The organism is Paenibacillus gansuensis (assembly GCF_042684925.1).
In the GTDB taxonomy this organism is placed as follows: domain Bacteria; phylum Bacillota; class Bacilli; order Paenibacillales; family DY6; genus Paenibacillus_N; species Paenibacillus_N gansuensis.
In genome coordinates, this window is the sequence record NZ_JBHUME010000019.1 from 287073 (window position 1) to 301165 (window position 14093).

15 protein-coding genes are annotated in these 14093 nt (G+C 50.7%); all 15 read left to right on the plus strand.

Annotation, left to right across the window (positions count from 1 at the left end; genetic code table 11):
* The first annotated feature begins 55 nt into the window (after positions 1–55).
* The 15 genes from atpD (at position 56) to ACFSUF_RS24220 (ending at position 13899) form a co-directional block, all read left to right on the plus strand.
* Positions 56–1462 (plus strand): F0F1 ATP synthase subunit beta, encoded by a 1407-nt coding sequence (gene atpD / locus ACFSUF_RS24150; protein ID WP_377607438.1) that lies wholly within the window; start codon positions 56–58, stop codon positions 1460–1462.
* Between the two features lie 130 nt (positions 1463–1592).
* Positions 1593–1994, plus strand: coding sequence for a F0F1 ATP synthase subunit epsilon (locus ACFSUF_RS24155; protein ID WP_377607440.1), 402 nt, complete (start codon positions 1593–1595; stop codon positions 1992–1994).
* Positions 1995–2189: 195 nt separating this feature from the next.
* Positions 2190–2555 (plus strand): NADH-quinone oxidoreductase subunit A, encoded by a 366-nt coding sequence (locus ACFSUF_RS24160; RefSeq protein ID WP_377607442.1) that lies wholly within the window; start codon positions 2190–2192, stop codon positions 2553–2555.
* Positions 2540–3058, plus strand: a complete 519-nt coding sequence (locus tag ACFSUF_RS24165) for a NuoB/complex I 20 kDa subunit family protein (protein WP_377607444.1) — start codon at positions 2540–2542, stop codon at positions 3056–3058. The genes ACFSUF_RS24160 and ACFSUF_RS24165 overlap by 16 nt, the downstream gene beginning before the upstream one ends.
* Positions 3055–3687, plus strand: a complete 633-nt coding sequence (locus ACFSUF_RS24170; protein WP_377607446.1) for an NADH-quinone oxidoreductase subunit C — start codon at positions 3055–3057, stop codon at positions 3685–3687. Before ACFSUF_RS24165 ends, ACFSUF_RS24170 begins: the two co-directional genes overlap by 4 nt.
* Before the next feature lie 4 nt (positions 3688–3691).
* The gene (locus tag ACFSUF_RS24175; RefSeq protein WP_377607448.1) at positions 3692–4792 is read left to right on the plus strand and encodes an NADH-quinone oxidoreductase subunit D; all 1101 of its coding nucleotides are present in this window, start codon (positions 3692–3694) and stop codon (positions 4790–4792) included.
* On the plus strand, positions 4792–5802 hold the full coding sequence (gene nuoH, locus ACFSUF_RS24180; RefSeq protein WP_377607450.1) for an NADH-quinone oxidoreductase subunit NuoH: 1011 nt from the start codon (positions 4792–4794) through the stop codon (positions 5800–5802). The genes ACFSUF_RS24175 and nuoH overlap by 1 nt, the downstream gene beginning before the upstream one ends.
* A gap of 19 nt (positions 5803–5821) precedes the next feature.
* Entirely contained in the window at positions 5822–6271 is a 450-nt protein-coding gene (nuoI, locus tag ACFSUF_RS24185; protein ID WP_377607452.1) for an NADH-quinone oxidoreductase subunit NuoI, read from the plus strand.
* Entirely contained in the window at positions 6268–6771 is a 504-nt protein-coding gene (locus ACFSUF_RS24190) for an NADH-quinone oxidoreductase subunit J (RefSeq protein ID WP_377607454.1), read from the plus strand. Before nuoI ends, ACFSUF_RS24190 begins: the two co-directional genes overlap by 4 nt.
* A gap of 1 nt (position 6772) precedes the next feature.
* The gene (nuoK, locus tag ACFSUF_RS24195) at positions 6773–7084 is read left to right on the plus strand and encodes an NADH-quinone oxidoreductase subunit NuoK (protein WP_377607456.1); all 312 of its coding nucleotides are present in this window, start codon (positions 6773–6775) and stop codon (positions 7082–7084) included.
* 72 nt (positions 7085–7156) lie between these two features.
* Complete coding sequence (nuoL, locus tag ACFSUF_RS24200) at positions 7157–9019, plus strand: NADH-quinone oxidoreductase subunit L (RefSeq protein WP_377607458.1); 1863 nt, start codon at positions 7157–7159, stop codon at positions 9017–9019.
* 1 nt (position 9020) lies between these two features.
* Positions 9021–10655, plus strand: coding sequence for a complex I subunit 4 family protein (locus tag ACFSUF_RS24205; RefSeq protein WP_377607460.1), 1635 nt, complete (start codon positions 9021–9023; stop codon positions 10653–10655).
* Positions 10656–10667: 12 nt separating this feature from the next.
* On the plus strand, positions 10668–12197 hold the full coding sequence (locus ACFSUF_RS24210) for an NADH-quinone oxidoreductase subunit N (RefSeq protein WP_377607628.1): 1530 nt from the start codon (positions 10668–10670) through the stop codon (positions 12195–12197).
* A 70-nt stretch (positions 12198–12267) separates the two neighbouring features.
* A complete protein-coding gene (locus ACFSUF_RS24215; protein ID WP_377607462.1) occupies positions 12268–12900 on the plus strand; it encodes an MOSC domain-containing protein in 633 nt (210 codons plus the stop codon).
* Between the two features lie 741 nt (positions 12901–13641).
* Complete coding sequence (locus ACFSUF_RS24220) at positions 13642–13899, plus strand: DUF1146 family protein (RefSeq protein WP_377607464.1); 258 nt, start codon at positions 13642–13644, stop codon at positions 13897–13899.
* Positions 13900–14093: the final 194 nt, after the last annotated feature.

Consider the following 14093-nt stretch of genomic DNA (forward strand, 5'->3'; position numbering starts at 1 on the left):
ACGGATTCGAACGATATAAGTGTTTACCAAGAAAGTTTTCTAAGGAGGTTAACTCATGAATAAAGGGCGCGTTGTAGTCGTCACGGGACCTGTAGTCGACATCGAATTCGAGCGTGGACAACTTCCCGAAATTTATAATGCCATCAAAATCGAACGCAAAGCGCAAGCGGAAGGCGAGCGTGAAATCAGCCTGACTGCCGAAGTAGCCGTTCACTTGGGTGACAACCTGGTTCGTTGTGTAGCCATGTCCTCCACAGACGGTCTGGTTCGCGGTACGGAAGCGATTGACCTTGGAGCCCCAATCAGCGTACCGGTTGGTACAGCTACATTAGGCCGCGTATTTAACGTATTGGGTGAGCCAATTGATAACGCCGGCCCAGTTACGGCTGAAATCAGCAACCCGATCCACAGACAGGCGCCTGCTTTCGACGAGCTTTCCACGCAAGCGGAAATTCTGGAAACAGGTATCAAAGTTATCGACCTTTTGGCTCCTTATGCCAAGGGCGGTAAAATCGGTCTCTTCGGCGGTGCCGGCGTAGGTAAGACGGTAACGATTCAAGAGCTGATCAACAACATCGCACAAGAGCACGGCGGTATTTCCGTATTCGCGGGCGTTGGCGAAAGAACTCGTGAAGGTAATGACCTGTACCACGAGATGAGAGATTCCGGCGTTATTAACAAAACGGCGATGATCTTCGGCCAAATGAACGAACCGCCGGGCGCGCGTCTTCGCGTAGCTCTGACTGGTTTGACTATGGCGGAATACTTCCGTGATCAAGAAGGTAAAGACGTTCTTCTGTTCATCGATAACATCTTCCGTTTCACGCAAGCAGGTTCCGAGGTATCGGCCCTTCTGGGTCGTATGCCATCCGCGGTAGGTTACCAGCCGACGCTGGCAACTGAAATGGGACAGCTGCAAGAGCGTATCACATCCACGAAGAAAGGTTCCGTAACATCCATCCAGGCGATCTACGTTCCTGCGGATGACTACACGGATCCGGCTCCAGCGACTACGTTCGCTCACTTGGATGCAACTACGAACCTTGAGCGTAAAATCTCCGAGCTGGGTATCTTCCCTGCGGTAGATCCGCTCGCATCTTCTTCCCGTATTCTGGATCCTAACGTTGTTGGCGAAGAGCACTATAACGTAGCACAAGGCGTAAAACGTCTTCTGCAGCGCTATAAAGAGCTTCAAGACATCATCGCGATCCTTGGTATGGATGAGCTTTCCGAGGAGGACAAAGTTACTGTACAACGCGCGCGTAAAGTACAGCGTTTCTTGTCCCAGCCGTTCCACGTTGCAGAGCAGTTTACCGGTATCAAAGGTAAATATGTTCCTGTTAAGGAAACAGTTCGCAGCTTTAAAGAGCTTCTCGAAGGAAAACACGATGAGTTGCCGGAAGCCGCATTCCTATACGTGGGTACGATTGAAGAAGCAGTTGAAAAAGCAAAAACGCTGTAAAAGCTGAATATATGGATAACATCTATGCCGGTGCTTTGCCGGCATATGTTGTATCCGGGTCGATACCGGTTTTTGCCGGTGCTTTCGAAGTAAGGTTTTTGCGTAAGCAGGAACTTTTAGGAGGATTCGTATGAGCACATTACTATTGGAAATCGTCACTCCTGAGCGCAAGGTGTACGCCCAGGAAGTGGATATGGTGGTTGTGAACGGCGTAGAAGGCCAGCTCGGTATTCTGCCGAATCATATTCCTCTGGTAACTCCTTTGAAAATTGCGCCTGTCAAGGTGAAGAAAGGCAATACCGAGGAAGTGATTGCGGTCAGCGGAGGCTTTGTGGAAATCCGTAAGGATAAAGTCGTGATCCTTGCGGAAAGTGCGGAGCTTCCCGCGAATATCGATATCGAACGCGCTAGAGCTGCCAAGGAACGCGCTGAACAGCGCCTGAATGCTAAGCGTGACGATGTAGATCACCGCCGGGCGGAAATGGCTCTGCAAAGAGCGATGAACCGTCTGGATATCGCAAGCAGCAAATAAGTAAGAAGAGTATGGGGCTTCCTGTACTCTTCTTTTTTATTGGCAATTTTAGAATATTCATCTTTTTCCAAGAACGGTTAGCCAAGATTCTCGCAATAGACGGAGATCAAACCCTTTTGTTATAATGTAAGGGGTTTTATTTCCATTTATAGAACACATTTGAGATCATCTACAAACCGGAGGCGATCGCAACGAATGTACATGAACCAGTATGTAATGGTGGCAATTTTTATCGTACTTTCGATTCTCCTGCCTGCCGCCGCATTGACTGTCGGCAAGCTGCTGCGGCCTCACAAACCGAGCGAGGGGAAAGAATCCACTTATGAAAGCGGTAACATACCTGTGGGAGACAGCCAGATCCGCTTTAACATCAGGTATTACCTGTTCGCGCTGATGTTCGTTATTTTTGATGTGGAAACTGTATTTCTATACCCGTGGGCCGTTGCGTACAATCAATTAGGCTTATTTGCGCTGGTGGAGATGTTCATTTTTGTTGTGATGCTGGGGATCGGTTTCGCCTACGCCTGGAAGAAGAAGGTGCTTAAATGGAATTCAATTTAGAATCGATTACGCCGGAAGAACGACAGGAATTAGAACGGAATGTGTTTTTCGTAACCTTGGAACAACTGAAAGCATGGGCTAGAAGCAACTCGCTGTGGCCTCTAACGTTCGGACTGGCCTGCTGTGCCATCGAGATGATGGGAACCGGGGCTTCCCATTACGATTTGGACCGTTTCGGCGTGATGTTCCGCACATCCCCGAGGCAGTCGGACGTTATGATCGTAGCCGGCACCGTAACGAAGAAGATGGGTCCGCTCCTACGAAGGCTGTATGACCAGATGCCGGAGCCGAAATGGGTTATTGCCATGGGTTCCTGTGCGACAGCTGGAGGGCCGTATATCAAATCTTATGCAGTCATCAAAGGTGTCGACCAGATCGTACCTGTTGATGTGTATATTCCCGGCTGTCCGCCGAATCCGGCGGCGCTTATCTACGGAATCAATAAGCTGCAGGAGAAAATCCGCTACGAGGCGAAGACCGGAAAGCGGGTGACCAGCCGATGAGTGAAGAAGATAAGGATGTTACGGCGGAAAGTGCCGCTGAGAAAGAAGCGAAAGCACAAGCGGCGGCTGAGGCAAGGGCGGCGCGTGCCGCGGCTAGAGCGAAAGCGGCTGAGTCTCAGGAGAACGCTGAAAGCGCTCCGAAACCGCCTTCACCGAAACAGCCGATGCTGGATCGGATCGTACAGATTCTTCAGCAAGAAGTCGGTCCGGGTACTGTAGAAGAGGCCGTGATCAATGAGCTGGACCGTCATCTGCCCACATTAACCATCTCGCCTTTCAGATGGCTGGAAACGGCTAACCTGCTCAAGACCTTTCCGGGGCTGGAACTTACCTACTTGCGCAATGTGTCGGGTACAGATCACGAAACACATTTGGAAGTGGTGTATCATCTGATTTCTTTAACCGATAAACAGGATTATTGCTTTAAGGTGAAGGCAGACCATGAGCTGCCTCAAATCCCATCGGTTACCGGGGTGTGGAGCACGGCCAATTGGAACGAGCGGGAAATTTACGATTTGCTTGGCATTGAGTTTATAGGCCATCCTGACCTCCGGCGGATTATGATGTCCGACGATTGGGTCGGCCATCCGCTGCGCAAGGATTACGAACCGCTGGACCCGGAGGTGTAGAGCTTTGATACGAACGGAAGAACTGCTTCTGAATGTAGGTCCGCAGCATCCAAGTACGCATGGAGTGTTCCGGATCGTGATCCAACTGGACGGAGAGATCATAACAGCTGCCGATCCCGTGATGGGCTATCTTCACCGTGGAACGGAAAAGCTGGCGGAAAATTTGAATTACACTCAAATCATCCCCTACACGGACCGGATGGATTATGTATCGGCTATGACAAACAACTATGTGCTCGTACATGCGGTAGAAACGTTGATGGGGCTGGAAATTCCGGAGCGTGCCGAGTATCTCCGGATCATTGTCATGGAACTTCAGCGAATAGCCAGCCATCTGGTTTGGTGGGGAACGTATCTGCTCGATATCGGGGCCATGAGCCCTTTTCTGTTTGCTTTCAGGGACAGGGAGACCATTATTGATTTTTTTAACGAGCTGTGCGGTGCCAGACTTACATATAACTACATGCGGGTCGGCGGGGTGAAGTGGGACGCGCCCGAGGGCTGGATCGGGAAAGTACGGGATTTCATTCCTTATATGAAAGAGAAGTTAGAGGAATACCACAATCTTGTCAGCGGGAATGAAATCTTCCTCGCGCGAATCAAAGGGGTAGGGGCGTATGACGCGCGTACCGCCATCGACTACGGATTAAGCGGGGCCAATTTGCGTAGTACAGGTGTCAAATGGGATCTTCGCAAAGACCAGCCCTACAGCATTTATGACCGGTTTGAGTTCGATGTGCCGATTGGCATAAACGGAGATTGCTACGACCGGTATCGGGTCCGGATGGAAGAGATTGCGCAAAGTCTGCGGATTCTCGAACAGGCTGTCGAGCAAATGCCTGACGGGGGCGAAACGATGGGCAAGGTACCGAGGGTTATCCGGCCGCCTGCAGGTGAGGTTTACTCCCGGATTGAATCGCCTAGGGGCGAGATCGGCTGTTATATCGTGTCCAAAGGAAAGCAGGAACCGTACCGGTTGAAATTCCGGCGTCCATCTTTTGTAAATCTTCAGATCCTTCCCAAACTGCTTGTAGGAGAGACTATGACCAATCTGATCACGATTCTCGGCGGGATCGATATTGTCGTGGGGGAGGTCGACTGCTGATGAACGAGCTGCTGCAAAATCCGGGTACTCCGAGCCATCTCGCGCTATTGTTTTTGGCAGGGGCGCTCATGCTGGGGATTGTTCTCTTTTTTGTCACCTATGCCATTTATTTTGAACGGAAAGTCATCGGATGGATGCAGTTCAGAATCGGCCCGAACCGGGTCGGGCCGCTGGGGCTCCTCCAGTCCGTGGCCGACATCGCCAAGCTGCTGATGAAAGAAGATACCATTCCGAAGAAGGCGGACCGGCTGCTGTTTATCCTGGCTCCTATTATCACATTTGTCCCTTCTTTCTCAATCCTGGCGACGATTCCGTACACGGAGACACTCCATTTTGCCAATCTGGATGCAGGGATTCTCTACTATGTCGCTTTGACGGGGATCTCCACCATAGGGATCGTGCTGGGAGGATGGGCTTCCAACAACAAGTACTCCCTGCTTGGCGGCATGAGATCCGCGGCGCAGATGATCAGCTACGAAGTTCCTCTTGTTATATCCGTTACAGGTGTGATCATGCTTAGCGGCAGTATGAATTTGATGACAGTAGTACAGCAGCAAGGTTCGAATTTCTGGGAGTGGAACGTACTGCCTCAGATCCTTGGCTTCGTAGTCTTTGTCATTGCGGCAGTCTCCGAGCTGAACCGGACCCCATTCGACCTGCCGGAGGCGGAATCGGAGCTGGTTGCAGGCTATCATGTAGAATACAGCGGTTTCCGGTTCGCATTTTTCATGCTCGCTGAGTATGTATATGTGTTCGCCATTGCAGCGCTCACCACGCTGCTGTTCCTTGGGGGATGGCATGCTCCGCTGGCTTTCCTGGACTTCATTCCGGGACTCGTCTGGTTCCTGTTGAAATTTCTGTTTATTGTTTTCTTCCTGTTCTGGCTGCGTGCTACGTTCCCGCGGATCCGTGTGGATCAGCTGATGAGCCTGGGCTGGAAAGCGCTGCTGCCTTTGTCACTGCTGAATATTTTTGTGACGGCATTATATATGGAATTGTTCATGAAATAAGAGGACGGGGGATTGCAACATGAAGGGCATGATGAAAGGCATGGGCGTTACGCTCAAAGCGATGACCCAGAAAAAGGTGACCTACAACTATCCTGACGTACCGCTGAAAATGCCGGACCGGTTTCGGGGGATTCAGTATTTTGACCCGGAGAAATGTATTGTCTGCAATCAATGCGCAAGGATTTGCCCGACGGAGTGTATCACGTTAACAGGGAAACCGAACCCCGATCCAGCCAAAAAGGGAAAAGTCATCGACACCTATGACATTAACTTCGAAATCTGCATTCTGTGCGATTTATGTACCGAGGTTTGTCCGACCGAAGCGATTGTGATGACGAATAACTTCGAGTTGAGTGCCTACAGCAGGGACGATCTGTTCAAAAATATGGAGTGGCTCAGCGGCAATACAACTCATATCCGGCAAGAGAACAACTCAGCGCTCCCGAAAAGCGGGGCGAAAACGCCATGATTACAGGGGAATTCCTCATTTTTATGATCTTTGCCGTATGTGCGATTACAGGAGCGGTATTGATGATTTCATTGAGTAAAGTCGTCCACACTGTAGTCGCGCTAGCGTTTGCCTTTTTAAGCCTGGCCGGTCTGTATATCCTTCTTCAAGCTGAATTTATCGCATTGGTTCAGGTGCTGATCTATGCAGGCGCGGTGACGATTCTTATGATTTTCGGAATCATGATGACACGCCATAACCAGGAGGAAGAGCAGCCCCGCCGTCCCTTGCATCAATGGCTTTTGTTCCTGGGAAGCGCGGGATTGTTCGGCATTTTATTTTTCGCCATCCGAAGTTCCGTTTTCCCTGAAGGGGAAGGGCTGCAAGCCGGGTCCCACAACACACTGGAGATCGGAAAGCTCCTGTATCAGACTCATGTATTTCCCTTCGAGCTGGTTTCCGTGCTGTTAACGGCAGCATTTATTGGGGCGATCGTCTTGGCCAAGAGGGAGGAGGAATAGGGTGAACGCGATGTTATCTTCCTATCTGATGCTGGCCGCTATTCTATTCTGTGTCGGATTGTACGGGGCTTTATCGAAGAAAAATGCAGTCGTCGTGCTCCTTTCGGTGGAACTGATGCTGAATGCGGTAAATCTGAACTTAGTCGCTTTTTCTAAATACGGTGCTGCACCGGCTTTAACCGGACAGATTTTTGCGTTGTTCACTATGGCTGTTGCGGCTGCGGAAGCCGCTGTGGGAATAGCGATTCTTATTGCGTTATACCGCGGGAAAGCCACAGTGGACGTCACACAAATGGACGAGATGAAACACTAGCCGGGTGTAAGTGCGGCTTAGGTTCAATGCTGCTGCAGGTTGGCGTTCTGTAAATTTAGGAGGCGATGCCCTATGTCTTACTCGCAATATGCCTGGCTAATCCCGCTGTTCCCGCTGCTCTCCTTCCTGCTGCTTACGGCCGCTGGAAAACAGTGGAGAGATGGGGGAGGATGGATCGGCGTTCTGTCTGCCCTCTTTTCATTCCTGGGGGCGGTGCTGGTGTTTATCGAACGTCTGGGAGGCCAGGACGGCGGTTATTCCTGGTCTTATGGATGGATCCAACTGGCCGACAGCAGCTTAACGATAGGTTTCGAGGTAACTAACCTGAATGCGCTGATGCTCGTGATCGTTACCTTCGTCAGCCTGCTGGTACAAGTGTATTCTACTGCTTATATGCACGGAGACGAACGGATTCATGTTTTTTTCTCCTATGTATGCCTGTTCACTTTCTCGATGCTCGGTCTGGTGCTTTCGCAAAATCTCCTCCAGTTGTATCTCTTTTGGGAACTGGTCGGCGTTTGTTCCTTTCTGCTGGTCGGCTTTTGGTACACCAAGCCGGAAGCGAAAGCAGCGGCCAAGAAGGCCTTCATTGTTACCCGGATCGGGGATGTGGGGCTTTTCCTGGCTTTGTTGCTGCTGTATTGGAACATGCCGGGCCATGCACTTGATTTTACATCGATTCAAAATGCAGTGATGAATCAGGAATTAAGCAGCGGGCTGCTGACGTGGATCGCCGTTTTGATTTTTGTCGGAGCGATAGGGAAATCGGGACAATTCCCTCTGCATACCTGGCTCCCGGATGCAATGGAAGGGCCTACCCCAATCTCGGCGCTGATTCATGCGGCGACGATGGTTGCGGCGGGAGTCTATCTGGTTGCCCGTACATATGATATTTTCCAGGCCTCGCCTGATGCTTTGGCCTTTGTCGCTGCGGTGGGAGGCTTTACCGCGATTTTCGCTGCCACGATCGGTATGGCGCAGAACGATATTAAGCGGATCCTGGCCTATTCTACAGTCAGCCAGCTGGGTTACATGATGATGGCCCTGGGACTGGGTTCTGTCACGGCGGGCATGTTCCACCTGACAACACATGCGTTCTTCAAAGCGCTGTTGTTTCTGGGAGCGGGCAGCGTCATTCATGCCGTGCATAAGCAGCATATCGATGAGATGGGCGGATTGGGCCGAAGGATGAAAATAACGGCTTGGACATTCGCGATAGGAGCACTGGCCCTTTCCGGGATTCCGCCGTTCTCCGGGTTCTGGTCCAAGGATGCCATCTTGTCTGCGGCTTATGATCAGAATAAGCTGCTATTTGGAGTGGGCTTGATTACCGCCTTCTTCACCGCCTTTTATATGGCCCGGTTGTTTTTCCTGGTATTCGCAGGAGAACCTGCGGGCAAGGAATCCGAAGCAGCGGAGGAATCACCCCCTTCGATTACGGTGCCGCTGGTTCTGCTTGCCGTACCGGCTGTGTTAGCAGGTCTGATCTATACGCCGTTTAACAGCTGGTTCGGTACCTGGCTTACCGACGGGGAGCCTGAAGAACATGTGAATTACATAGTCATGCTGTTATCCGTATTGGCCGGTGCTTCAGGAATAGTTCTGGGCTATCTGATCTATGCGCAGAAGAGGATCCCCCGGGATTTCGTCTCCCGGCGCTGGCCGGGGCTCGTTCGGCTGCTTGCCCATAAGTACTACATTGATGAAATGTACGACAGGCTGATCGTAAGGCCGCTCCGTACAGCAGGGCATGTGCTGCAGATCGTAGATGACTGGGTAATCGGGGGGCTCGTACGTTTCACGGCTGCAGGATTCACCGTTGTCGGAAAAGCCGGAGTCCGGGCACAAAACGGCCAGATCCAAACCTATGGTCTGCTTACGCTGCTGGGTTTTGTCGTTTTCGTAATCGTCATTGCCGGAAGGAGGTTTTGGTAACATGCATTCATGGCCGGTTTTATCCCTAATCGCCTTTCTGCCGCTGCTCGGAATGCTGGTCGTGGCCTGTCTGCCTTCCCGCCGTGGCGGGTGGATCCGTATCGCCGCGATTGTAACGACCGCACTGCCTTTACTCTTATCCGGCTGGCTTTATGTTCAATTCAATGCCTTCACCGAAGGGATGCAATTCGAGGAAACACACCGCTTTCTAACGATTGCGCTTAATCAGGAATCGGAACTTTTAAGTTCATATTCTTCTTATTTATATGAGTTCAATTACTCCATGGCTGTGGACGGTTTCTCCCTCCCACTGGTGCTGCTGACGTCACTTGTAGCTTTTATGGCTGCGTTGGCATCCGTTCACGTGAAGAAGAGATGGAAAAGCTTCTATATCTTTTTTCTGATTCTGGAAACAGGAATGCTGGGCGCTTTTATGGCCAGGGATCTGGTGTTATTCTTCCTGTTTTTCGAGGCAACCCTGATCCCGATGTTCTTCCTGATCGGAATTTGGGGATATGCCAACCGGGAGAAGGCATCGATCCAATTTCTGATTTACAACGGTGCAGGTTCGGCTTTCATGCTGCTGGCTTTTGTACTGCTGATTACCAGTGCCGGTTTTACCGTCCATCAGGCTTCCGGTACAGCGGCCGACATTGTCTATTCTGGCGATATGGCGACGATTCTCCACAATTTGAGCGACCCGCAAGCCGCCGTCAATCAAAATCCCGGTATCCAGGCCGGAGGGACAGTTCCGTTCTTTCTAACCGAAGGAATGAGAACGGTAATCTTCGCACTGCTGCTGGTTGCCTTTGGCATAAAGCTTCCCGTGTTTCCGTTCCATACGTGGATGCTGAAAGTTCACTCGGAAGCGCCGCCTTCGATTGTCATGATTCATTCTGGCATTCTCTTGAAACTAGGCGCTTACGGATTGATTCGATTCGCCCTTGGCTTCTTTCCGCATGAAGCCAAAGAATGGGCTGCAGTGATCGCTGTGCTGGGCGTAATCAATATCCTGTACGGAGCCGTTCTAGCCCTCATCCAAAAAGAATTTAAATTGCTTCTGGCCTACTCCAGCATCAGCCACATGGGGATCGTACTTCTCGGCATAGCCGCTTTGAATACGGAAGGGCTGCAAGGCGCTATGTATCAAATGATTTCCCACGGGCTGATTTCCGCTTTGCTCTTCCTGCTGGTAGGCAGTATTTATGAGCGTACGCAGACTACGGAATTAGACCGGCTCGGAGGACTGGCCAAACAACTGCCCTTCATGTCCGGCATTCTTCTTATTGCGGGATTGGCGTCCTTGGGGCTGCCGGGTTTATCCGGGTTTGTCGGTGAGTTTCTGTCTTTCCTGGGCTTGTTTGACTCCATGCCGGCACTGACAGCTGTAGGTGCCGCCGGGTTGATCCTGGCTGCCGTGTATATGCTGCGGGGTGTTCTGGGTATTACCTTCGGTCCTCAGAAGCATGATCAGGCTGCAGTCATGCGGGACGCACGCTGGATCGAAGCCGTGCCCATGGCGGTACTCACGGCGTTTATTTTGCTGCTTGGCATTTATCCGTCATTACTTACAGAGCCGATGCAGCACAGTATCGGTCAGCTGCTGCAGACGGCAGCGGCAAAGATAGGGGGTTAGCCGGTGGACCAGATGCAACCATTACAGAATCTATCATTCACGGATTTGGCGAACTGGCAATACCTGCTTCCGGAATTGACCCTTGCGGCAGCTTTTCTTCTTCTTATAGTTGTCGATCTGCTGCTGCCTTCTCCGCGCGGCAGGTCGGTGATCGGGGCGCTTTCCATCGGCGCGTTAGCCCTGGCGGCGTTCTTCACAGCACAGCAACTCGGTTCCGATCAAGCTGCAGCGTTTATACACAATGCCTACCGTATCGATGATTATGCCAATTTGTTTAAACTGATTTTTCTTGGATCCGCAGCGCTGCTTATTTTTATGAGTTTAGGCTCACTCAAGAAAGAAGAGGTTCCCAATCAGGGAGAACTCTATTATCTTTATCTGCCGGCGGTTCTTGGCGCCATGGTGCTGGCTTCCTCGGGAGAACTGATCACTTTGTTTGTCGGGCTTGAGTTGTTGAGCATCTCTTCCTTTATTCTGGTCGGGATGAGAAAGAACGACAGCCATTCGACGGAAGGTGCCTTTAAGTACGTAGTACTTGGCGGAATTTCGTCAGCATTTGTTCTTTACGGCATGTCTTTCTTATATGGCATCACAGGCACTACGGATATTGCGCTGATGCGGGAGTCATTGCTATCCAGCGGCGGGAGCTTTACGGCTCTGATCTATGTCAGTTTCTTTCTGATGCTGACAGGCATCGGCTTTAAAATCGCGGCCGCACCGTTCCACAGCTGGGCAGCGGATGTGTACCAGGCAGCGCCCGTCCCGGTGGCCGGTTTCCTCTCCGTCGTATCGAAGGGCGCGGGTTTCGCCCTGCTGTTCCGACTCGTCTATAATATTTTCTACGGTCTGGGAGATGAGGCCGTACCGATTCACAACGACATATTCCTTGCAGTGAGCGTGCTTTCGGCAGCGGCGATGATCGTCGGCAATACGATGGCCCTCCGCCAGCGGAATGTGAAGCGGATGTTGGCCTTCTCGGGTATTGCGAACAGCGGCTATCTGCTGGTCCCGCTCAGCCTGCAATTCACAGCGGTACATTTCGACATCTTTTCCGAAATGATTTATTATCTTATCGCCTATGCGTTTATGAACATAGGAGCGTTTGCCGTCTTCCTTGCCGTGAGCCGATCCGCAGGCCATGAGGAAGTAAGCGGCTTTGCGGGTCTCTATTACAGGTCCCCGTCCACAGCCGTGGCAGCGGTTCTTTTAGTGCTGTCATTAGCGGGAATCCCGCTTACAGGGGGATTTATCGGGAAGCTGTACATCTTGCTGGGTACTATGGAATCACAGGTCTATTGGCTGGGTACCGTAATGTTGGTAACTAGTGTAATATCTTATTATTACTACTTTTCGGTCGTCCGCCAGATGTTTATGAGGCAGGGAATAGAAAGCAGCCTCACCATGGCGCTGCCCCTCCGGATTACAATCTGGCTCTGTGCGGCAGCTTCCGTTGCGCTCGGTATCCTGCCCGGACCGGTAACCAGAGCTATACATTCGGTCTTCAGCCTTTCGTACGATCTGCTCTATCAAGCTGTGTCATAAAGCATAACCCTCTGCCGGTCTATAAGTCTGGAAGGGGGTTTCCATTTTTCATACAAGGTGTGTGCGGTTCATGAAAATTATTTCTCTTTTTGCCGGGGAACCCCGGCTGCTTGAAACAGCAACGGAAGAAAAGCTCCGGACTGCCATCCATAAATCGTCCGCAAATTCCCTGCGGATCACCAAACAAGGGATCCAAGGCGACGACGTAGCTAACACGAAACATCACGGCGGACCGGACAGGGTAGTATGCCTTTACTCTCTGGAGCACTATGCGAGCTGGGAGGCAGAGTACGGCCATCCGATGCAGACACCGGGAGCAGGAGAGAATGTGCTGACTGAAGGGATGACTGAGGACAAGGTAAGGATCGGGGACATGTTCCGCATGGGGACGGCATTGCTTCAAGTTACCCAAGGCCGGGTTCCCTGCAGAACGCTTGCCGTCTATAACAACATGCCGGATCTGCATCTGCGATTTAAAGAGACCGGCTGGACCGGATATTTTATGAGGATTCTTGAGGAAGGAACCGTAACCGGACAGTCAGCGGTTGAGCTGGTTTCTACGGACCCGGCGGCCTGCACAGTGGCCGAGGCCAACCATATTTTGTTTCACCAAAAAGAAGATGCGGCAGCTGCCCGGCGCCTTTTTCAATCGCCGGGTTTGGCACAGGTATGGAGTGAATTGCTATCCGCAAGGCTGAGGTAATTCAAATTAGGTCCTGAAATCCCGGAAAAAAGGACGATTTTTAAAGAACAAAGCATTAAATAGGTCTAAAGACTCCTTTCCAATAGTCACAAACCATTCTATGATTTGACATGTAGATCATACACCGTTTGACAAAGTTCGCCATTTTGGTGTATGGACGCCTGTTTTGGCCAGCCTAGTCATCAAACTTCGAATCTGACATAGGATGAACAGAGCTCTCTGTTTCGATAGCTCCAATTCATGTCGGCATAACGGATGGAGGGAAGGGCTGCTGATTCTGTTGACTGTTTGACCGGAGTCGGAAGGTATCTATGCGGCAGCTGTACATAAGAAACGCACTGACATGTTTCGACCTATTCCCTGGGAAATAACTCAATAGGCACATTCATCTACGACAAAGTTTGCAGCATGATTCAGAAGGGTTAAACAGGTTTAATTTAACATGGTCGAGACCTATTCCATGAGCTGCCTGTCCCCCTAAAGAACTATCATGAACCTTCGCACCAATGAGCCTATTGTGAGATATTATGGTGATATAAGCCCGCATGCGCCCGCGCCCATTTGCACGGTTTAGACGGCTGGTATATATTTACCACATAAGTAAAGTGAGTACCGGTTTCGAAAACAGGCTTCTCATCGGCCGAATGATACTATAGGCGGTCGGCCGCTTCGGAAAACTTCGATACGGATGATCTCATAATTCACAAAAGCCACTCATTTCTGGCGTAGGAGCTGTAGGTTGTGGAATCGAATGAAGGAACGTTGTTCGCCTCTGTGGGAATGACGGGTGTAATCCAGTTAACAGTTGTTTTGGTTTGTGTGGTTCTGGCATGGTGGTGCCTCCAGAAATTCAGGTTTGACCTGTTCATGAAGGAACCTAGAAGCTTGCAAGGAAAGATGCTTCATGTATTTTTATCCGTAGTGATCGGCTATCAGACGGCGAAGTTTATTTTTGACTATATCCTATGGGCAAGAATGATGAAATATATCGCTTTATGACGACAAATTATGGAATAAGTACTGAAGTTAATGCTAACAATGAATACCAACGCCCCCCCCAAAACTATAGCAGGTTACGAACGGTATAAGTGCTCTTTATTCACCATTTATCCATAAAATAACGCTTGTACCCTATATGCAGCAATGATAGACTGAAGAGTGGCAATAACGAGGAAATTCAACAAAATTAGACA